Here is a 22,304-nt window from a genome sequence, read left to right as displayed (position 1 = left end):
AAATAACAAACAAAAGATTATCGACATGGTTTCTACCATTATAGAAAATGCAGAATTTCTAGAACAAAACGAAGAGTAAGTAAATTGAAGGTAAAACCATTTTAAATACAAAAAACAAAAAATTTTCAAGTAACATTTGGGAGGAGCTTTAAGCAATATCACGATAGACAACATAAGCTATCTAAGTATTAAAAGCTGATTGTTTCTATAAATAAATTAAGCCATCTTAAAAATTTTACATGGCAAATAAAAACGAAAGGAGTATATTATGGATAATTTTAAAGAATTAACCTCAAGCGCAGGTGGTACCCTCAGTATTGTATGTAGTGTTGTAGTAGCAATTGTATTAGTTATTGGTATGTGGAAGATGTTCACCAAAGCAGGAGAGCCTGGATGGGCAGCTATAATTCCACTTTACAATCTATATGTGCTATTTAAAATCACATGGGGAAGCGGAATGAAATTCCTTCTACTACTTATACCAATTGTAAACATCATTATACTTATCAAAACCCAAATCAAACTAGCAAAGTCCTTTGGAAAAGGCGGAGGTTTTGTTGCAGGACTGATATTATTAACTCCTATCTTCTATGCCATACTTGGTTTTGGCGATGCAAAATACATGGGAGTTCCCGTAATAACTACCAACTATAATAAAAAAAACTTTTCATTATAGTTTCTTTATTAATCACTCTCTCGATTAGATTATCCTTCTAATCATGACTATCCAAAGTGGATAGTCCAACCCAAGCAAAAACCAGCGCATTGTCGCTGGTTTTTACTTTGCTTATTTTAGTTTATAGCATAATACAATTTTAAATCATGTGTTCAAAAACAAAAGATACCTCAAGACCTTGATGATTATTTTTTATAATAAAAGTTCCATCATGTAGTTCAGTAATTTGTTTCGAAATAAAAATTCCAAGTCCATGTGTGGTAATGTTAGTCAAATCTTCATTATGAATTTTTTCTATAATATTTTCAGAAACTCCCCCACCTTCATCTATAATAGAAATTTTTAATGTATCTTCAGAATCTGAAATTTTAACTCTAATTTTCCCTTCAGTATAAATTAATGAATTTTTTAAAATATTTTCAAGCATTCTGTAAAATAAATTCGGATCCATTTTTATTTTTACATTTTGGTTTTTTATATTATTTTTAAAAATAATTTCCCTTTCTGGGTTTTCATTTAATTTATCTACAATAAGTTTTCGTATTACTTTTAATGGACTTTCTTCTCTAAAACTTTCTTTATCTATGTTAGAAAGAGATATAGTTAGATTTAATCCCTCTAAGATATTTGAAATTTTTATGACCTGGTCTTGTATATTTTTGGTGTCAAATTCTTCTTTATTCTCTTTACTTAGTTCCCATGAAATTTTTGCAAGTGGCGTTCTCACATCATGACTTACACCTCTAATCCACTTTTCTTGAGACTCTTTTAAATTGTTGTATTTTTCGTTTGCTCTATTTATGCTAATGGCAAGATCTTTTAACTCACCATATTCATCTAACCTTTCATAATCATCTTCATATAGATTATCTATTGCTCTTTGAAATGGTAATATGTTTTTTAAAATTTTTTTAACATCAACCCTGTAAATTATATAGACGAATATTAAAAACAAGATGAAAAACAGCAATACTAGTTCTAGGTTAAAAATAAAGTTCTTATAATTATAGTAATTCACAGGAAATTTATCCAAAGAATTTTTTGGATAGGCAAATATAATTAAACCATCTCCCACAATGTATGTGAATACAGGATAATCGGCCAAATAAAATCTTGTGAACCTTGCAACATCTGTAATTTCAAATTTGCCTTGAACTTCTTTAGGCTTATTAAAACTTTCTATTACTTTCCCATTTTTATCAAGTCTTATTGACCAAATATCTTTTTCTTTTAAAAACTCTTTATTTTTTTCATTGAGATAAGTTTGACTTTTATTTTTTTCCACATATGAATAAATATCATTAGGATTTGGATATTCATCATTTAACCTGTAATTTAAGTATAGAAAAATCATGAGTAAAAGTATTAGAAAAAACATTAAAGAAAGTATTCTAATGATAATTTTTTTAAACCTTTTTAAAATATAATTAAACATTTTTATTCCTCTTTAACCAGTTTATAACCAAGACCCTTAATAGTCATTAAGATTTTAGGATCTCTAGGATTATCTTCTAACTTTTCTCTAAGTCTATATATATGTGTTATTAATGTATTCTCATAGCCATAAGAATCTTCCCAAATATTATCTAAGATTCGGTCAATTGAAACTATCATATTTATATTTTCAGACAAGTAATCTAAAATTTTAAATTGTGTGGCAGTCAATGGGATTTCTTCACCATTTTTTTCAAGAACGCCCTTAGATTTGTCGAAAATTACATTTCCCAAAACTATTTTTTCTTCATTTTTAATCTTTTTACTTCTTCTTAAAACCGCATCAATTCTCCAGAGAAGTTCGTCGGGTAAAAATGGTTTGACAATATAGTCATCCGCCTTATTTTCAAAACCCTCTCTCCTGTCATCTATTCCATCAAGGGCAGATAAAATAATAACAGCAATATCAGAAGTTTGCCTTACTTCCTTTAATAAGTCAAAACCACTTCCATCTGGAAGCATTAAGTCCAAAACTATTAAATCAATTTTATTGTTTTCTAATTTAAACCTAGATTCCTTTAAATTTTTTGCTGTAAAAACTTTATTAAATCCCTTATCCTTTAAAAAATTATATAGATTTTCTAGCAAATTTTTTTCATCATCCACTATTAATATACTAAATTCTCTTCTAATATCCATTTAATCAACCTCAAACCCTATTATACAATACTCTTTTAATTAATTTGCCTTTGTGATGTAAAAGTGACCTTGTGTAAATTTTATTTTTATCTATGGTGGTTATTATATTTTTTAGGAGGAATGATTATGGAAAAAATATTGGAAATAAAAAATTTAAAAAAATCGTATAACAATAGAAGAGTTTTAGATATTGACTCTTTAAAAATTGAAGAAGGGTCTATTTATGGACTAATAGGCAAAAACGGAGCCGGTAAGTCCACCCTTATGAAGCTTATTCTAGGTCTTGTCAAAAAAGATGACGGCGAAATAAAAGTTTTCGGACAAGAGACAAATTCAAATAACCAAAAAGATTTAAATAAAAATCTTGGCGCTCTAATTGAGAGCCCTTCATTTTATGACCATCTATCTGGATATGAAAACTTGGAAATAATATGTCAGATGAAGGGAATAAAAAAGGAAGAGATTTTAAAAACTTTAGACCTGGTCGGTCTTAACAATGTAGGTAAAAAGAAGGCTAAAGAATATTCACTTGGAATGAAGCAAAGACTTGGTATAGCCATGGCAGTAATAGGTAGTCCCAAGCTTTTAATTTTAGATGAACCCATAAATGGATTAGACCCTCAAGGAATCGAAGAAATGAGAAATTTGTTTAAAAATATTGTGAAAAACACTTCTACAAGCATCTTAATCTCTTCACACATTCTTGATGAAATAGAAAAAATTTCCACTCACATAGGTATACTTAAAAACGGAAATTTAACTTATAACGGAAGCCTAGAAGAATATAGAAGACTACATCCACCATATATATCTTTACTCACATCGGACAATAAAAAAACTTTAAGTCTTTTAGACCTTGGTGAAGATAATATAGATGGAAAAAAGATAATTTTAGGTAAGATGACTAATCAAGATATTGCAGATATAGTAAACTTTTTAGCTGGCAAAGTAGATATTTATAGAATAGAAGAAGAAAAAGAAAGTCTAGAAAAACTATTTATCGAAGAAAGCAGGTCTTAGTATGAAAAACTTAGAAAGAAAAAAATATAAAAGACTGGGAATAAACTTCTTAATAATAATAGTATTCTTTGCTCAAATGCTAATGGTTGCAGGAGTTAGCTTTTCAAAATCTTTTTCAAATAGCAAATATCCACTATCCTACATCCTAGACACTTATTTGTTTATATCTTTACTGATAAACCCAATATTAATATCATCGCTTGTAAAAAAAGTGATTGAAATAGAAGAAAAAAACAAGATGTGGCAGATGCAAATAATCCTTGGTGAAAAAATCAATTCCATTCTTCTTGATAAGTTTAAAAATTTATCTCTAAAACTAATTTTATTACAGATAATAGAAGCAACTGTCTTCCTTGTGATGGCAAATAGGTCTATTAATTTCAATATAAATAGCAAAATAATTTTAAGATTTGGAGTAATTAACATATCAGCTCTAATAATAAATTTATTCTTCCTAGGGATTTTTATGATAATAGAAATGAAGACAAAAAAAGTCTACACCCTTTCATTCATTTCTATAGTAGGAGGGCTTACAGGAATAATCACCATGCTTACATCAAAAGTTTTATCCTATCTAAATCCATTTGCTTGGATGTCCAGTCTTATGAGTATCTCTTATGTAAAAGATGGAAATGAGTTTGTTCAAGTATTAAACCCAATAAATTTCTATACATTAATCATTGCCATTACACTTTTAATACTAAGTATTATTTATTTGAAAGCAATGAAATCTTACAACTTGTGGAAAGAATAGGAGGAAAAATGTTAAAATTAGAATTTAAAAAAATAAAATTTATGAATATTTTGCTAGTAAGTCTTATAATCCCCTTATTAGCCAATGCATTTGGACTCATAAACTATTTGGGCAATAAAGAAACATTAACTAACCAGTGGCAAAGTCTGTGGACACAAGTAAGTTTATTTTATTTTTCCTTTTTCTATATACCGTTAATTGCCATTGTCATAGCAAGTCTTTGGGAGACAGAACATAAAGCTGGTCTTAAATTTATAAGATTAAGTCCAAAGAAAAACATGGCCTTTGTAATAGCTAAATTAATTTTAGCCTTTATTATAATTTGCCTTTGTCAAATATATTTTATAATACTTTTTTACCTTGGTGGAAAATATATAGGAAATTTTTCAAGCATAGACTTTAGTATCTATTTTTATTATATAGGAATTAGCATATTGTTAGCACTTCCCATCATAGGAATTTTTGGCTCACTTGCCATAAGAATAAAGTCCTTTGGTATAACAGTCCTTTTATCTAGCATATTTACAATATTTGGATTTGCTACAGCATTTAGGTCTTTAAAAATAGTAGGACTAAGTTTTTTAGCAATTGAAGCTAACAACTTTAGATATATAAACGCACATGATTTTGGCTTACTGACTCTTTTTGCAGCAATAGAGTTAATAATATTCCTATACCTCTCTAACAAATTTTTGAAATACGAAAATAAATAATAAAAAGAGACCGGCAAAATTATTTAAATGCCAGTCCCTTTTTTATTTTATTTTTTGACAACAAGACCATTTACTCCGTTTTTGTATAGAACCATTAACTTAAACTTCCCAAATGTTATATTTCTTTTAAAAATTTTAAAGCCAAATACAACTTCCCAAGATCGTGGTTTGCGCTATGTAGTCCTTTAACTTCATAAGAGCTCTCATTTAAGACATCTCCTGCTTCAAGAAAGTTATAAAGTTCAAGTCCGTAAAAATCGCAAGCTGCTTGAACGCCTGCAAGCTCCATTTCTACAGCTATACACCCTTCCGACTTTCTCTTTGAAACAAGTCCACGAGTCTCACGAAGCATAACATCTGTAGTCCAGACCTTACCCTTAGTGTAGGGAGCTTTTTCCCTAATAAAAAACTCCTCTACCTTATTATGGTTTTTAATATCAATGTAATCCGAAGGAGCTTTATAATAATAAGATGCCCCATCACCCCTATAAGCTTCAGTAGGTATAATGTACTTTCCAAAAGTCTTTTCCTTATCAAGACTGCCACAAGAGCCAAACATAATAAATTTATTTGCACCTGTAATCCAATTAACTACTACACAATCTGTTGATGAAAGAGCTGAACCAATAATAGTAAGATAGAAGGCAAATTCCTGACCTTCAAAGGTACTTTTATATACTGGCCTTGAACCATTTACAGATTCTATATTACCAATTTCTTGGCATTCAAAGTTATCAAGCAAATATTCTAGTATGCTTTTCGAAAATATTATCAAACATTTTTCTGCAATATTTTTCTTTTCTCCGTAAAAGTCTTTTAGACTTATAACCGGCTCTGTGTCTTTATCATAACTGTCTATTATCATAAATTAACCTATTAATTTCTATTACCCTTCAAATTATTTATAACCTATTCAATATCTTTATCTCATGTAATAAAGTACTTTTTCAATCACTAACTTTTTACACTATCAACTTACTCTTTAGATTTCTCAAAAAAATAAAATCCGGTGCATACTAACAACACAGAATATAAAAGCCTATATAAAAATTCATCTTCTATACTAAGCAAGTTAGATAAAACATAAAAAATTAAAAAGAAATAAATTTTTCTAATTATTTTGTCAAATTTCATATTATCTCCCTATTTTTAATAATATCATTAGCTTCTTTCATCTGTAAGCCTTTGGTGTATTTTCTTGTTAACAACGCTACCATTTCCACTTGCCTAAAATCATACTATGAATAAAATACCATTATTACTTTTCAGAAAACATCTTAAAAATTTTAGTGTTGGCGTATCATAAATCTATTTTACCATTTAAAAATTGTTCTGCATTTTTATTTTCTATTGTTGCCGTCACATTTAAATTGCAAATATTATGACCCCAATTCCAATTATTAACCACACAACTTCCTCTAATTTTCTTTTTCTTTCTTCTTCTTATTATATTTACTTCCACATCCTATACCAAAAAGCATAGAGCCAATTATCCATGCATACTCAGTTTTTCCTGTTTTATATGACATATATATTGACATTATAAGTGTGATAAACGCAACTACCCCTAATATCAACCATAAGTTCTTTTTTATCATTTTAATTCATTCTTTTATTTTTAATACAATCAACTAAAGATATTCGTACCAAATCTGTCTTCTAAAGAAAGTTACCCTTAAATAAAATAGTCTTATCATATTTATACATAAGACCCAGTAAGTTTTAGGTCTTTACTCTAAATCTATTTTAAGCATAACTATATCTTTGGTTCTATACTCTTCAGTAAATCCACATTCTAAAAAAAGATTTATAGCGCTACTTCCCAAAGCTATATTATCATATAAGTTTCTTAATCCATTATTTTTTGCTGAAGAGCATAACAGTTTCAAACCTTCACGTCCATAACCAATCCCACGATATTTTGAATAGATAATTACACTTGCTAAATATTTATTCTCTTCATCATACAAATGATAAGCTATCTCTCCAACAAATTCATTATTTTCATTAACCAAATATCTATAAAACCTTTTTCCTTCTGGCTTTTCAATCCAAAAATTATACCATCTTTGCCACTTAGATTCCGAAAAATCAATAGTTCCTCCCCATGCGTTATTATAAGACATAGTATCTGAATCTGATAGTAACCTTTCTCTAAACCATAGGTCTTTATATTTTGGAATATATATCTTAACCATTTTTTGCTCCTTAAAATTAAAAATTCATTTAAAACGTATTCAATAATTACTTAAATTGGGTATAATAATTCCTTATGAAATAAAATTAAATTTCATATTAAGGAAAGATAATTTTAACATAAAAAGACTTCTAAAGTTCTTTCAAAATTCTTATAATTTATTTATTGATTTTTTTGATAAAAGATATTGATTCCACATGGATTGAGTGATCAATATGAACACAATTTCATATTTCTAAAAATCCTTGTATGTGGGAATATATCCATAACTAGTAAGTTAAGTTATTCATCACAAGTCTAAACTTTCCTTGTTTAACAAAAAGTCAAATAAATTAATAGTGAGTATTCCATTTTCATCTAAAAATGGTTTTATTCGATCTCTCACAATAATAATTTTTTTAAATGAGTCATCAATATTTAACAAGGATGCTTTTTCTTGATTTGTTTTTTCTATGGATGGAAGACTATATGCAGATTGAATATAATATCTTTTACTTCCTAGGTTAGCTATGAAATCAACTTCCAGCTGCTTCTTTATATCTTTATTATTAACACTTTCCCTTTTCATGACCATTCCTACATCAACCATATAGCCACGATATCTTAATTCGTTATAAATAATATTTTCCATTAAGTGGGTTGGTTCTATCTGCCTAAAATTTAATCTTGCATTTCTAAGTCCTACATCTTCAAAGTATATTTTATAAGGTGTGCCTATATATTTTCTCCCTTTAACATCATATCTATAGACTCTTTTTACGATAAAAGAATCTTCAAAATAGCCTATAAATTTATCAATTGTATTTGCAGAAATTTTAGATTTTTTTATGGACTTAAAAGTTGAAGCTATTTTACTTGGATTCGTAAGACTTGAAATACCTGATGCTAAAATATTAAGTAGGTCTTCTAGTTCAGAAGTTAAACGTATGTCATACCTATGAACAATATCTCGCAAATATACATTTTCAAGTTGCATGTTTAGATAATCCATCTTATCTTCATCCCTTTTCATTAAAGCTCCAGCTGGTAATCCACCGTAAACTTGATATTGAGCAAAAGCGTCTTCTTTGTCGCCATTAAATGTCTGAAGAAATTCAGAAAATACAAGGGGCATAATATGAATCTCATCACCCCTACCTGCAAATTCAGTAATGACATCTTTAGATAAGAATTTAGAATTACTCCCGGTAACATAAACATCGAAATTATCTTGATGCAAAAATCCATTTAATACTTGCTCAAAAGATTTAAGCAATTGAACTTCATCTAAGAGGATATAAAATTTTTCGTTATCATTAGTTTTACTCATGATATAGTTTAAAAACTTTTTAGGATCTACCAATCTTTCACCACTTAGTACATCTAAATTCATTAAATCCTCGTCAATTTTTAACAAATCCCTACCTGAATCAAAGGCAAATTTTATAATATGGTTTTCATCAACGCCACTTTGGATCAAATGATTATAAAATATATTATTAAGCAAGTAAGATTTCCCGCTTCTTCTTATTCCTGTAATAATCTTAATAAATCCATTATCTTTTTTCCGTATTAATTTATCTAGATAGTAATCACGCTTTATTTCCATAAATAGACACCTCTTCCTATTTAGATTTATTTCCGTTTTGGAACTTAATCTAAGTATATTTTACTGTGTAAGGTCATATAATTCAATCTATTTAGAAATAATTCCATATCGGACATATTTTTAAATCTGTTTTATACTTTTTCGTTAAAGCATTTTATCTATTTATCTTCAAGTATTTGGTCACTGTTCTATATTTAGATCTTTATATTCTAAAAACTTATGAACAAGCTGTTAACGTACGTCGTAGATAATTTTTTGCAACTAAAAGACCCGACTTGGTCCTCTTTAATAAAGAGAAGCGTGTCGGGTACTGTCAATGTTATTCTATATTTATAAGATTTAAATATTAATAGTAGGTTAGAACTTTCAAAAAAAATCTTTTGCCTGAATATCTAAATATTTTAATGTAAATGTTGTATAAAAAATGGCATTTCACAAATTTTGGCAGATTTAAAACTTTCGTAAAAGCCATTCGCATTTTTATTTGTAGCTCTTATTAATCTAATTTCATCAATATTATTTTTAACACAGTCCTTAGTCATTTCATTAAACAGATTTTTCGCTACCCCTTTACTTCTATTCTCTGGTAATACATATAACCAATCAACATAGCATATTCTATATCCATCTTGAAAACAAGAATAAAAATGATATTCTATTCTTCCGACCACTTTGCTCTCATACATAGCAAGTATTGAGGTGCTTCTTTTTGCTAATTCATCATCCAATCTTTCATAAAGTTCTTCTTTATTTATATCAGAGGAACACATAAGTTCTGGTTCCAGTTTACTAGCCAATGATAAATAATCATAATACTTATTAAAATTATCTTTGTTAAGCTTTTCAAAAGTGTATTTCATTATTTCACCTATTAATTTCTAATACCTTTCAAATTCTCTTTGCAAATTTGCTCTTGTCATCAATACTATACTCTCAGCATTCGCTTTCTTTCCAATCGATGCTACACAAGCCGTATCTCTTATGAAAGCTATGCATGAAACCTACCACTTTTTCGCATCGATTAACTGTATTAATCACGCGAAATCAGGGTTAGAGCTTTAAACGCACCTATAGTAGACATAATGGAAAATCCATTGAAACTTTTAATAAGAATAGTATGTGACTCTTAGTATCGGTACCTTATAAATCTATTTCACCATTCAAAAATTGTTCTGCATTAATATTCTTTATACCTGATTTTGAAAAATCAAGAGTATCTAAACTTAATATAATCTTAGGATAGTTATCTTTTATCATTTTAAGAGGTCTAAATTCACGCTCTCTAGTCTTTTCATCCATCAAGCTCAAACTTACTTGAATATAAATTATCTCCTCATTTTTTTTACAAATAAAGTCTATTTCATAGCCTTCTATTTATCTTTTGGCAGTATTTAGTATTAATAGATTATATCCCTATTAGAGCGATATTACAACTATTTAATGAGTTAATATCTCCTCTATGGAGATTTTGTACTCAAAATATTAATTTATATCACCATGATAGAATTTCTAAACCTTTTTTCTTTGTGAATACTCTTGATAATTTTATTTAATAAAACAAGCACTATTTTCAACCTTAATTTGAAAATAACGCCTAAACAAACTAGAATCTAAATGTAATTTTCATACCTCTGATGATAATAAAATTTTGCATGAGATCTACCTCTATTGCTACTTCAATTCGCTTTGAGAATCTCGTACCAATAGGGTTAGGGCTTCAACGTGGCCTGAGGCAATAACATTGATATCATGTGTCATTGGTAAGTTATCCAATATTTGCATCTTTGCAAACTTGAATTTGCTGTACTCTATAGCATAATTACTCCACACCCATAACCAAGAAGTTCTTTATGTTCTTTTGCGATCCTTTGTAGAACTGTTGGTTTGCAATGTAAATTATGCTTGCCGTAATCAAATAAATTCTCTTTAGCCTGTTCCGAATCGTTGCACGCACCAATGATAGAAAAGTGTTTTGCAAATTGCTTGATATTCGAATCCGTTGGAAGTATGTTTAGCATCGGAGGATAGAGTAACCAAGAATAACAAAGAAAAGCTTTATACTCTGTAGATGAAAAGCAATCCTTGAAAAACGCCTTTGCTTGGTCAAGAGATTTCTCGACTAAGCTATCGCTAATATTCGCACCTTTTTGAATATGGCAATTTATCACAGGCGCTCCATTGGGCAATGTCCGTTTCTGTTCTTGTGAAAACACCATATAAGGCTCTCCAATGGTTTCCTCGTCCAAATAAATCATATTGAATGTTTGGTATTGCAATACTCCAACTTTGAAAATGTGCACATTCATAATGTGGCGGAACCAAATAACATCATCTTTAGAAATGCCAATTTTGCCATGCTGTTTATAGTACAAGTTTGCCCGCAGTGAGACATCTCTAAAAGTATCCAAAATTATTTCATCTGTTACACCAATGGCTTTATACTCGGCATACTTTTGCGTCAATAAATATATAACTACCACCAAGCGAGTTAGTGGCATTCGTCTGCATAGCGGAAAATCAAAATCGTTGCTACTGTAGGCGGTTGCTGCGATTTCTTCAACTTGCCGTCTACTTTTAATCATTTTTTGCTTTACTGCATCCTCAATGTTAGGTTGAAATTCTAATTGAGGAAGTAATGTTTCTAATACCATCCTGTGTCCTCCATAATTAGTTTTGGAGGATTATTTACCGTGCGTCCTCCACACACCAAAATTATTATTCTTCATAATGAACCACCATTTCATAGGTGTATTTATTACAGCGCCATAGGCGATGAATATCAAAAATTCAGGTTGATTATCAGTTCGTCAACTTACGATTTGTAATTCCGCTAAAAACATAATAACACACGCAGTCTTCAATGCCCTATAAGAAATACGGACTTTCCTGAGCTTTTACCTAGTCTCAAAAACGCTCATAAATACACTACTCTTGATATTTATTCGTTTTCAGTCTCCACTTTTTTCATTAATGCTACCGTCTCAACGTGTAAATTATTACTAAACATATCCACCAATTTCACTTCCCTAATCTCAAATCCTATTTCTTTAAATAGCGCCACATCTCTTGCTAAGGTGCTTGGGTTGCAGGAGATATACATTATTTTTTCTATGTTGGACTTTGAAACTTCTTCTATTACTTTTTTGTCCAGGCCCTTTCTCGGTGGGTCTACCACTAAGATGTCCACATCTTTTAAGTATTTTGAAATTTTATCTTCACTCTTTCCGAGGATAAATTTCACATTGTCTATTTCATTTAATTCTGCATTTAAAACAGCATCTTCTACTGCATCTTTTACAACTTCAACGCCGATAACTTCTTTAGCGTAATTAGCAAAGTATAGGCTTGTGCTTCCTATGCCGCAGTATAAATCCAGAAGTTTTTCTTCTCCTGTTAAATTCATTTGACGAACTGCTTCTTTATAAAGCTCTCCTGTCATAATGCTATTTGTTTGAAAGAAGGATCTTGGTGAGATTTTAAATTGAAGGTTATCAATACTATCTTTGTATTCTCTTTTTCTATGGACTAAAATAGTATTTTTCATTATCTCTGAGCGTGGATCTTTATTTATGGAGTAGTGAATTTCAATTATATTTTTCTCTTCAATTAGTTTTTCAAAGAGCTTCTCCACCTTTTTATTAAGTTCTGATAGGGTTAATGTAATTTGTAACTCTCCTAACTTATTTTCTCTAATGGTTATGTTTTTTATTTCTCCACTTTTACTCTTTCTGTCATAGCCCTTTAGTCCAAGCTCTTTTATTTCTTCTTCTATTACAGGTATTAACTTATTAGTGTTTTCTCCTGCTACAATACATTTGTCTATGCTAACAAGGCTGTGGCTTCTTGAAAGATAGTATCCAAGTTCTCCCTGGGCATTTGCTTTCAGTTCAATTTTATTTCTAAAGTGTTTTCTATTTTGGCATTTACTTATGTCTATGTCATCTACTTTTGTCTTCCCAATTCTCTCCAGCTTATCCTTTACCATTTGAACTTTTAATTCCAATTCTTTTTCGTAGCTCAAGTTCATGGTTGTGCATCCGTCGCAGTTTTCAAAGTAGGGACAAATTGGTTCTACAAAATAAGGACTTTGTTTTAAAGTCCTTGTTTTTGCCGCTTCTATGAAATTTTTCTTCTCTTTTGTAATTTTCGCATCTATTACTTCTCCAAGGCTTGCGTTTTCAACAAAGTAAACTCTTCCTGAATCTTTTGCCACGCCCTTGCCTTCTTCTGTAATATCAATTATTTCTAAATTTTCTATAATTATATCCATTTCTTCTCCTATGGACTAATATACCCTGTCTCTCAAGTCATCGCCATACATGGTACATAGTTCGTATGACTTTAGTCTTGAGTAAATTCTTTCATCATATAAATCTCTTATGTCGTTAAATGAAACATTGGTTGAGATTATGACCGGTTTTTTTCTTATAAGTCTTTCGTTAATAAGGTTGAAAAGACTTGCCATATTGTACTGACTAACTTGTTCTGACCCTAAGTCGTCAATTATTAAAAGATCTGAGTCCACAATAAGGTCATAGTCCTGTCTGTACTGCTCTTCAAATTCAAATGATCCTAAATTATAATTTCTAAGCCTCTTCATTAGGTCTGGCGCAGTTAAGTAGACCACGTTAACATTTTTCTTAACTAGTTCATAAGAAATGCAGTTACAAAAATAGGTCTTACCCGTACCCACTGGCCCTGAAATAAATAGCGAGCGTGAGTCTTTTGAAAAGTTTTCGCAGTACTCTTTAAATTCTTCATAGTAAAACTTTGCAAGGTCCCTCGGACTTAATGGTTTATTTTCTTCCTTTTCATCGGAAAAAATTTCAAAGTTAAAGTTTTCAAAGTTCTCCTCTTTAACTCCAGAATGAAGTGAAGATGATTTTATTTTTTCCTTTACCACCAAATCTTTTTTACATTTGCAAATTGTTCCATTAACATGGCCTTCGTCCTTGCAAATATTGCAAAAGTATTTTCTTTCGGTGTAGTCCTTTGGAAATCCATTCTTAACTAGGAGATTGTCCCTTTCTTCTTTTAGTGATTCTATTTCATCTAAAATATCTTGAACTTTTTCCTTTGATGGACTTCTCATCTCGTAGAGATATTTTATATTAAGTTGACTGATTTTTTTTGTTAAGTAATCGTATTCGGGGATTTTTTCAGAAACTTCTTTTATTCTCTCTTCTTGAAGCAAGGCTCCACGAAGTCTTCTCTGTTCTAAAATTTTTCCCGCTCTATCGTATTCATTCATCACTTAAGTTCCTTTTTTTCTCTCTCAGTTTCTTGATTAGGTTTTCCATTTCAGGACTTTGTTCCACTTCTTTGTTTGCCTTGTCGCTGTCTGAAGGTCTGTAATAGGATCTTCTCTTTTTCATATTGTCTTTTCGAGTCTTTTCTTCTTCTATCATCTTGTTGTAGTCTTCAACTGTTTTTATTCCGTCCACAACCCAGTTTTTCAAAATCCCCATTACATAGTTTGGATTTTTCTTTTCTCTCTTATCAAAGGAGTATTGAAATGCTTTTTTTATAAGCTCCGACTCAATTCCAGTCTCCTGTTGAAACTCTGTTATTTCCATAATCGTACTTGCACCAAGGGGAATACTTAAAAATTCTTCAATCCAGTTGAACAGTTCTACATTTTCGTTGAAGCTCTTTGGATTGTCGTCCCTTTGGTCATACTCATAAAATGATTTTTGTCCCAGTTGTAGCTCCCTTATGGATAAGAAGGAGTAGGAGTATTCCTTAGTTCCTGGTTTTAATTCTCTTTTTATAATTCCCTCTTCAAGCCAGTGCCTTATGCTTAAATCTATTTCATCAACGGACATATTTAAGTCTCTGGAAATTATATTTTTATCAAATTTAAAACCATTGCCCTCTTTTGTAACCTGTCTATATAGGTATAGATACACCTTAACATCATCCCCCGATGCTAAAGGCATAAATAAATCTAAAAACAGATTTTCAATTGAGGTTTCTCCTAAATCTATATTAAATTCGTCAATGTTAAAAGTCATCTTTACAACTCCTTTCGTAATCTATTTTGTTTAAAGTCATGAAGTGAATTATAGAGTAGATACGCCCTTTATCTATAACAAAATCATCCTTAAACTGTGCATAAAAAGGGTTTGTAAAATCTATATTCTGATTTTCAAAAAGACCTAGGTATGCGTACTTGTACACAAATCCAAGTTTTTTATAAAGATTAATGGCCCTGTAGTTAAACTGATTTACATCAAGTGTTAACTCTTTCATGTTTAACTCGTAAAAATAATAGTCTAAAAACAGTCTCATTGACCTATATCCAAGACCCATGGAAGAGTACTTTGGATTAAAAACAATACCTAAAATAGCAGTCTTTTTGAAAAATTTAATTTCCTTTATTGCAATATAACCTATGAGTTCTTCATTTAAATTTACGCCATAATACTTATTTTGAAAGCCAATTCTCTTTGAATGGTACCAAAGGGTTAGATAGCTTTCGTTATTGCCATTAAAATTGTAGTCAATAAAGAGTTCGTTGTCATGGTTATCCCAATTACTCATTGAAAAGGCATCTTCAAGGGTAAATTTATCAATAACCAAATCATCGTCTTTGATTATAATATTATTCCTGTCCATAACTTCCATTGTCATTAAAGTCAAACTCTACGTCGGTAAATTTAGAATGTTCCTTATTGAAGTACATTTGAATTGATCCTGTAGGACCATTTCTATGTTTTGCAATTATTAAATCAGTTATATTTGGTCTGTCGGTGGTTTCAGGATTGTAATAGTCGTCCCTATAAATCATCATAACTATGTCCGCGTCTTGCTCGATTGCCCCCGACTCCCTCATGTCTGAAAGCATTGGTCTTTTGTCGGACCTCTGTTCAACGGCTCTTGAAAGCTGTGACAAAGCTATAACAGGACAGTTCAATTCCTTTGCAAGGCCCTTTAGGCCACGGGATATATTTGAAATTTCCTGTTGTCTATTTTCTCCTCTACCTGAACCATCGGTCATAAGTTGTAAGTAGTCTATAAATAATATGTCCAGACCCTCTTTAGATGAAAGCCTTCTAGCCTTTGAACGAAGTTCTGTTAAAGATATACTTGAAGTGTCGTCTATATATATAGGTGCATCTTCCAAAATATTTATGGCCTGACCAAGTTGTTCAAAGGACTCTTCTGGAATCTTTCCGCTGATAATATCTTGAAGATTTATATGTGACAACTGTGATAAAAATCTTTGTGTTAACTGCATCTTGCTCATTTCTAGCGAGAAAATAGCAACGGACTTTTGTTCAAGTGCAGCGGATAGTGCCATGTTTAATGCCAGTGTGGACTTACCCATGGACGGCCTTGCAGCAATAAGTACAAGGTCTGACTTTTGAAAACCAGACAATTGCTTGTCTAGATCCGTTAGTCCCGTAGTAATTCCTGTTATTCCGCCTTCTCTTAAACTCATTTCATTTATTTGATCCAAAGTTTTTCCCAGTAGATGGGAAATCTTTTCAAGATCTGACTTCGAATTGGACTGGCTCAACTTATAGATGGAGCTTTCCGCAAACTCCAACACTTCCATAGCTTCTTTGTTTCCATATGACATCTTCATAACTTCATCAGAGGTTCTAATCAAATACCTAAGGGTTGCCTTTTCGTGAACAATCTTCGCATAGGCTTCCACATTAGTTGGACCTGGTACCATTTCAGTAAGTGTCATAAGGTACTCTATGCCACCGACAAAATCAAGCTTTCCTTCCTTCTTAAGCTCGTCAGAAAGGGTGATAAAGTCAATTTGTTCCCCTTTTTCATAAAGGTTGATTACACCTCTAAAGACTTCTGCATTTTTTCCTGCATAAAAGTCATCATATTTTAAAATGCCCGTTGCAGTATCTATGGCATGTTTATCCAAAATCATAGACCCTAAAACGGACATCTCAGCATTTATGTCATTTGGAAATATTTTGCTTTCCAAATTTCCTTCCATTTACGCTTTTACAACCTCCACTTTTAAATCGGCAGTTACTTCATAATAAAGCTTTACAGGAACCTTAACTACACAAATATTTTTGATATTTTCCTTAAGTTCAATCTTCTTTCTGTCAATTTGTATACCCTTTTGTTCTCTCAAAGCCTTAGAGATGTCCATGGCAGTAACCGCACCAAAAAGTTTGTCACCTTCGCCAGCTTTAGCTTTGATTGTAACTTGGGATTTTTCAAGTTCTTCCTTTAATTTTAAAGCTTCTTGTCTGTCAGCTTCCTTCTTAGCTTCAATTTTCTTTTGTTCTTCTTCCCAGTTAGCTAAGTTTTCCTTTGTAGCTTCTATTGCTAAGTTGTTTGGAAATAAAAAGTTTCTAGCGTAACCAGTTTTAGTATTAACTAGCTCACCTTTTTTCCCAAGTTTTTTAACATCATCTATCAGTATTACTTTCATCTTTGTCCTCCTGTAAATATTCGTCTATTACTTGTTTTAACTCTCTAATCGCTTCATCCATGGAGATTTCCATTTGAGTTCCCGCCGCTGTCAAGTGGCCACCACCATCAAGCTTTTCAAGAATCAACTGTACGGATATCTCTCCAAGACTACGCCCTGAAATATGAATTTTATTTTTAACATTTGTAAGTACAAATGCCGCTTCAATATTATTCATGTTCAGTAGCTCATCTGCGGCTTGCGCTGCAATTAGTATGTTGTCGTCTGAATCTTGCTCTAGTGTTCCGATGGCAATTTTGTCTTTATAAATCTCGGAATTATATACAACTTCTCCCTTGTGTTTAACAGTTTCTATATCATTTCTAAATAACTGTCTTACTCTAATGCTATCTGCACCCTGTCTCTTTAATATGGATGCGGCTTCAAATGTTCTAACTCCTGTTTGAAGTATAAAATTCTTTGTATCCACCGTTATTCCTGCAAGCAGTCCTTCAGCAATAACTCTTGGAATTTTAAGTCTATCTGTTGAATAGAATAAAATCTCTGTTATTAATTCTGAAGTTGAAGATGCATGGGGTTCTAGGTAAGTTAATATTGCATTGTCAATATAGTCAGAACCTCTTCTATGGTGGTCAATAAGAATTATATTTTTTGAAATTTCTAAAAGGCCCGGCGCTTCAGAACTGTACTTGTTGTGGTGATCTAAAACCACAACTACAGTTTCCTTTTTACATATATTTACAGCGTCATTTGGCTTAATAAATATATCCTTTATATCAAAGTCTTCAGATTTCGGATAGTCTGATAGAAGTGCATTATATATCTTTTCAATTGCAGGAGTTACTCTGTCTAGAACTATATAGAAATTTTTGTCCATTCTCTTTGCAAGTTCCATTACTCCTAGACATGATCCAAGGGAGTCCATATCGGGATTTCTATGGCCCATTATAAGAACATCTCCTGATCTTTCAAGTAGCTTTATTATACCATTTGCCATAACCCTAGCCTTAACAGTTGAGTTTTTAGTAACAGATTGATTCTTTCCACCAAAATATTCATAGTGGTCTTCAAGCTTAACAACAGCTTGGTCTCCACCACGTCCAAGGGCAACATTCAAACATGCCCTGGCAGATTTATATGCTTCAAGGGGACTTTCTTCCAAAGTTCCAACACCAATACTTAGTGTTGCTGCAATTCTGTTTCCCTCTTCAATCTCCCTAACATCGTCCAGTAAATAAAACTTTCCTTTTATGGCCTTTAATAGGTTTTCGTAGGACATTATAATGGTATAGTCTTCTTGCTCATACTTAATTGAAAAGCCTTCATGATCGTTTGCAAAGTTATTTATAACATTGTCAATCTTTGCCCTTACCATTGGTATATTGGAGCTATCGGTATTTTCAATTAACTCGTCATAATTATCAACATTTAGATTAATTACAGCTATTGATTCATCTAAAAGAAGATTTTCTAAATTCTTTTCCTTAGTACTTTCAACTATATAGATTAAAATATTCTTTTCATGCCTTTTATCTTCAAAGGTATTTACATATAGCTTGTAGCTCTTGTTCTTATAGTCGATATTTAAATAGTCATTGTCCTCTGGAAGTTTTTCTACATCCACTTCTGGAAAGACTTCATTCACAAAGAGATTTAGCACCGGCTCCTCTTCGTCAACCATGGTCTTTAAGTTGGTGTTATGCCAAATAATCTTTCCTTCATGGTTTAAGATAGCAAGTGGAAAAGGCATTGAAAAAATTGCTCTTCTCGTTATCTCATCAAATTTGTCGTTGAAGTTTTCCATATAATTTTCAAGTTGCTCTTCTTTGTCAGAAAGATTTCTTATTTCATATATCAATAAAAAAGCTGTAACGATAAGGGCTATTACACCGATTATCTTATTGTAGTAAAAAAGAATACCTGAAAGTATAACTAAAAAGATATAAAAAGGTATCAATTCACCTAAGTTAAAAATATTAAATTTTTTCATTTTCTACCCTCTCAAATCTCCTTCTGAAATTAACAAAACTATCCAATAGCCCAACTAACATATACAAATAGGAGCCGTAAAATAAAATTATTACAAGCATCGGAATTATAAAACGAAGGGCCCTTGGCATCTTGTTTATAAAGTAGTAGTCTATTGTAAATATGCCTGCCATCATATATAAAAATCCTATTACTGAAACGGTGTTTATAAAGATTATATCAAAATATTGTGCTTTTAAAGCATATAGCAAGGCTAAAACAGTCCCCGCTACAAATATTAAAATAAGACTTTTCTTCGGCATTCTTATGTCGATAAATCTAAGTCTATGCTTCACATTGTAATTGTCTCTTCTAAGCATATTCAGTGCATATATATAAGACAAAAACACAAATGATATTGCACATATTATAGAAGAACCTGGTAGAGTAAGTTTAATTAAATCAACAAGTTTTAGAATTTCTCCCTTGCTCATTGCAATGTTGGGCATACCTCTTTCTTCTATAATCTTTATAAAGTCATTTGCAGCTGTGTCAATTGATTTGGATATAGCAGCAATTACATCAATCTTCATAATGTATTTGAAATTTATAAAAAATACAACTGCCATTATTACTATTGCCAGCATATTAATGGCTATAATCTTATAGCTCTCTTTCTCTTCTTTAATTAAAGTGATGGTTATAAATACTATTGGTATTGCTACGAATAAGTACATAGCCATAAAAGTAAATCCACCTATGAGTCCCATAGCTAAAGAAACTATAAGTGTGGATAGTAGTGCCTTAGTTACGCCTCTCTTAACTCCAAGCCATATGGCAGGAGAAGGCATAAAGAAAATTAAAAATGAAACCACTGGAAAAATTGTTCCAATAATCCCAAATGTAATTGATCTTAGTACTGAAACTAAAAGTTCCAGGTTCGTCGGAATCATATCTTTATTTTCGATAGTTCACACCTCCATAACTCCTTACTATTATACAACATAGTGGGAATAAGTTGCAAAAATTGGAGTCGAGCACTCAGTTTTAAAATTTAAGTTTGTTATACTTACAAAGTTTAATTATATACGGAATGTTAAATCAATCAGGGGGCTGATTTTCCTTAAGAAAACTAAGTCGAGCACTCAACCCCCTACTTGAAAATAAATGTTCTAATTAAGTATACATTGTTATAACAATCATTTTTAGCCTAACAATTTGAGTGCTTGACAAAATTAAAAATATCAAGCACTCAGTTCTAAAATTTAAGTTTGTTATACTTTCAAATTTTAATTATATACAGAATGTTAAATCAATCAGGGGGCTGAGTTCCCTTCAGAATACCAAGCACTTCGAGCACTCAACCCCCTACTTGAAAATAAATGTTCCAATTAAGTATACATTGTGGTAACAATCAATTTTAGCCTAACAAGTTGAGTGCTTGACAAAATTAAAAACATCAAGCACTCAGTTTTGAAATCAAAGTTTATCATACTTTCAAATTTTAATTATATACAAAATATTAAATCAATCAGGGGGCTGAGTGCTCGATTAATCTACAACCCAAGATTAATTAAATTTATATCTTGAGTTGTAGATTAAAAAAAGAGCCCCATAGGGACTCTCTCTAAATTTAATTATCCAAGAATTTTTGTAACAACACCTGCTCCTACTGTTCTACCACCTTCTCTGATTGCAAAACGTAGTCCTTCTTCTATAGCGATAGGTGTGATTAATTCGATTGTGAATTTTGCGTTATCTCCTGGCATTACCATTTCTACGCCTTCTTCTAATTGAATATCTCCTGTTACGTCTGTTGTTCTGAAGAAGAATTGTGGTCTGTATCCTGAGAAGAATGGTGTATGTCTTCCACCTTCATCTTTTGTTAATACGTACACTTCTGCTTCGAACTTTGTGTGTGGGTGAATTGTTCCTGGAGCTGCTAATACTTGTCCTCTTTCGATTTCTTCTCTTTGAACTCCTCTTAGTAGTGCTCCGATGTTATCTCCTGCTTCTGCTTGTTCTAGAAGCTTCTTGAACATTTCTACTCCTGTTACTACTACTGTTCTCTTTTCTTCTGTTAGTCCTACGATTTCTACGTTGTCTCCAACTTTTAGGGTTCCTCTTTCGATTCTTCCTGTTGCTACTGTTCCTCTTCCTGTGATTGAGAAGATGTCTTCTACTGGCATTAGGAATGGTAGGTCTGTGTCTCTTTCTGGTTGTGGGATGTATTCGTCTACTTCTTTCATTAGTTCAACGATCTTATCTCCCCATTCTCCGTCTGGTTCTTCTAATGCTTTTAGTGCTGATCCTACTACGATTGGTGTGTTGTCTCCGTCGTAGTCGTATTCGTTTAGTAGGTCTCTAACTTCCATTTCTACTAATTCGATTAGTTCTGGGTCATCTACTTGGTCTTCTTTGTTTAGGAATACTATTATCTTTGGAATTCCTACTTGTCTTCCTAGTAGAATGTGTTCTCTTGTTTGTGGCATTGGACCGTCTGCTGCTGATACTACTAGTATTGCTCCGTCCATTTGTGCTGCTCCTGTAATCATGTTCTTTACGTAGTCAGCGTGACCTGGACAGTCAACGTGTGCATAGTGTCTAGCGTCTGTTTCGTATTCTACGTGAGATGTTGAGATTGTGATTCCTCTTTCTCTTTCTTCTGGAGCCTTGTCTATGTTTGCATAGTCAACGAATTCTCCTGATCCGAATCTCTTGTTTAATACATGTGTGATTGCTGCTGTTAATGTTGTTTTACCGTGGTCAACGTGTCCTATTGTTCCTATGTTAACATGCGGTTTGGTTCTCTCAAATTTTTCTTTTCCCATTTTTTCCCCCT

At 31.6% G+C, this 22,304-nt stretch carries 22 protein-coding genes; 4 read left to right on the top strand and 18 right to left on the bottom strand.

The window, feature by feature from the left end:
* Positions 1–268 precede the first annotated feature (268 nt).
* Entirely contained in the window at positions 269–676 is a 408-nt protein-coding gene (locus L6651_RS08690; RefSeq protein ID WP_237037532.1) for a DUF5684 domain-containing protein, read from the top strand.
* A 139-nt stretch (positions 677–815) separates the two neighbouring features.
* On the opposite strand, the gene L6651_RS08685 is transcribed toward L6651_RS08690, so the two are convergent.
* Both L6651_RS08685 and L6651_RS08680 read right to left on the bottom strand, forming a co-directional pair.
* Positions 816–2,111: a sensor histidine kinase gene (locus tag L6651_RS08685; RefSeq protein WP_237037531.1), complete on the bottom strand. Its 1,296-nt coding sequence runs from the start codon at positions 2,109–2,111 to the stop codon at positions 816–818.
* Positions 2,112–2,113: 2 nt separating this feature from the next.
* Positions 2,114–2,809, bottom strand: a complete 696-nt coding sequence (locus tag L6651_RS08680) for a response regulator transcription factor (RefSeq protein WP_237037530.1) — start codon at positions 2,807–2,809, stop codon at positions 2,114–2,116.
* Positions 2,810–2,935: 126 nt separating this feature from the next.
* Here L6651_RS08680 and L6651_RS08675 point away from each other — a divergent pair, with 126 nt between their 5' ends.
* Genes L6651_RS08675 through L6651_RS08665 form a run of 3 tightly spaced genes read left to right on the top strand, consistent with a single transcriptional unit; the run spans position 2,936 to position 5,296 of the window.
* Complete coding sequence (locus L6651_RS08675; protein WP_237037529.1) at positions 2,936–3,829, top strand: ABC transporter ATP-binding protein; 894 nt, start codon at positions 2,936–2,938, stop codon at positions 3,827–3,829.
* Position 3,830: 1 nt separating this feature from the next.
* Positions 3,831–4,583 (top strand): hypothetical protein, encoded by a 753-nt coding sequence (locus tag L6651_RS08670; RefSeq protein ID WP_237037528.1) that lies wholly within the window; start codon positions 3,831–3,833, stop codon positions 4,581–4,583.
* Positions 4,584–4,591: 8 nt separating this feature from the next.
* A complete protein-coding gene (locus tag L6651_RS08665; protein WP_237037527.1) occupies positions 4,592–5,296 on the top strand; it encodes an ABC transporter permease in 705 nt (234 codons plus the stop codon).
* Positions 5,297–5,411: 115 nt separating this feature from the next.
* Here the strand turns inward: L6651_RS08665 and L6651_RS08660 are convergent, their stop codons facing one another.
* The 16 genes from L6651_RS08660 to tuf all read right to left on the bottom strand — a co-directional run bounded on the left by L6651_RS08660 (position 5,412) and on the right by tuf (position 22,293).
* Positions 5,412–6,161, bottom strand: a complete 750-nt coding sequence (locus tag L6651_RS08660; RefSeq protein WP_237037526.1) for a nucleoside phosphorylase — start codon at positions 6,159–6,161, stop codon at positions 5,412–5,414.
* Between the two features lie 553 nt (positions 6,162–6,714).
* Positions 6,715–6,894, bottom strand: a complete 180-nt coding sequence (locus tag L6651_RS08655; protein ID WP_237037525.1) for a hypothetical protein — start codon at positions 6,892–6,894, stop codon at positions 6,715–6,717.
* A 132-nt stretch (positions 6,895–7,026) separates the two neighbouring features.
* Complete coding sequence (locus L6651_RS08650) at positions 7,027–7,494, bottom strand: GNAT family N-acetyltransferase (protein WP_237037524.1); 468 nt, start codon at positions 7,492–7,494, stop codon at positions 7,027–7,029.
* Positions 7,495–7,782: 288 nt separating this feature from the next.
* A complete protein-coding gene (locus tag L6651_RS08645; RefSeq protein WP_237037523.1) occupies positions 7,783–9,081 on the bottom strand; it encodes an ATP-binding protein in 1,299 nt (432 codons plus the stop codon).
* A 401-nt stretch (positions 9,082–9,482) separates the two neighbouring features.
* The gene (locus tag L6651_RS08640) at positions 9,483–9,941 is read right to left on the bottom strand and encodes a GNAT family N-acetyltransferase (RefSeq protein WP_237037522.1); all 459 of its coding nucleotides are present in this window, start codon (positions 9,939–9,941) and stop codon (positions 9,483–9,485) included.
* Between the two features lie 280 nt (positions 9,942–10,221).
* The gene (locus L6651_RS08635) at positions 10,222–10,380 is read right to left on the bottom strand and encodes a hypothetical protein (protein ID WP_237037521.1); all 159 of its coding nucleotides are present in this window, start codon (positions 10,378–10,380) and stop codon (positions 10,222–10,224) included.
* Between the two features lie 509 nt (positions 10,381–10,889).
* Entirely contained in the window at positions 10,890–11,732 is an 843-nt protein-coding gene (locus L6651_RS08630) for an acyltransferase domain-containing protein (RefSeq protein WP_237037520.1), read from the bottom strand.
* 287 nt (positions 11,733–12,019) lie between these two features.
* Positions 12,020–13,351: a 23S rRNA (uracil(1939)-C(5))-methyltransferase RlmD gene (rlmD, locus tag L6651_RS08625; RefSeq protein ID WP_237037519.1), complete on the bottom strand. Its 1,332-nt coding sequence runs from the start codon at positions 13,349–13,351 to the stop codon at positions 12,020–12,022.
* 15 nt (positions 13,352–13,366) lie between these two features.
* A complete protein-coding gene (locus L6651_RS08620; protein ID WP_237037518.1) occupies positions 13,367–14,332 on the bottom strand; it encodes an ATP-binding protein in 966 nt (321 codons plus the stop codon).
* Positions 14,325–15,095, bottom strand: a complete 771-nt coding sequence (locus L6651_RS08615) for a DnaD domain protein (RefSeq protein ID WP_237037517.1) — start codon at positions 15,093–15,095, stop codon at positions 14,325–14,327. Before L6651_RS08615 ends, L6651_RS08620 begins: the two co-directional genes overlap by 8 nt.
* Complete coding sequence (locus L6651_RS08610) at positions 15,085–15,699, bottom strand: GNAT family N-acetyltransferase (protein ID WP_237037516.1); 615 nt, start codon at positions 15,697–15,699, stop codon at positions 15,085–15,087. The genes L6651_RS08615 and L6651_RS08610 overlap by 11 nt, the downstream gene beginning before the upstream one ends.
* Positions 15,686–17,047 (bottom strand): replicative DNA helicase, encoded by a 1,362-nt coding sequence (dnaB, locus tag L6651_RS08605; protein ID WP_237037515.1) that lies wholly within the window; start codon positions 17,045–17,047, stop codon positions 15,686–15,688. Before dnaB ends, L6651_RS08610 begins: the two co-directional genes overlap by 14 nt.
* Positions 17,048–17,494, bottom strand: a complete 447-nt coding sequence (gene rplI / locus L6651_RS08600) for a 50S ribosomal protein L9 (RefSeq protein ID WP_237037514.1) — start codon at positions 17,492–17,494, stop codon at positions 17,048–17,050. It abuts the gene before it with no gap.
* Entirely contained in the window at positions 17,472–19,484 is a 2,013-nt protein-coding gene (locus tag L6651_RS08595; protein ID WP_237037513.1) for a DHH family phosphoesterase, read from the bottom strand. The genes rplI and L6651_RS08595 overlap by 23 nt, the downstream gene beginning before the upstream one ends.
* Positions 19,471–20,415, bottom strand: a complete 945-nt coding sequence (locus L6651_RS08590; RefSeq protein ID WP_237037512.1) for a DUF2232 domain-containing protein — start codon at positions 20,413–20,415, stop codon at positions 19,471–19,473. The genes L6651_RS08595 and L6651_RS08590 overlap by 14 nt, the downstream gene beginning before the upstream one ends.
* A 684-nt stretch (positions 20,416–21,099) precedes the next feature.
* Positions 21,100–22,293 carry an elongation factor Tu gene (tuf, locus tag L6651_RS08585; RefSeq protein WP_237037511.1) on the bottom strand — a complete coding sequence of 398 codons (1,194 nt, stop codon included), beginning with the start codon at positions 22,291–22,293 and terminating at the stop codon, positions 21,100–21,102.
* Positions 22,294–22,304 lie beyond the last annotated feature (11 nt).

Origin of the sequence: Mediannikoviicoccus vaginalis, from assembly GCF_928097925.1 — a bacterium.
Lineage (GTDB): Bacteria > Bacillota > Clostridia > Tissierellales > Peptoniphilaceae > Mediannikoviicoccus > Mediannikoviicoccus vaginalis.
The sequence above is the reverse complement of the archived record's forward strand: the minus strand, read 5'-3'. Positions and strand labels throughout refer to the sequence as shown.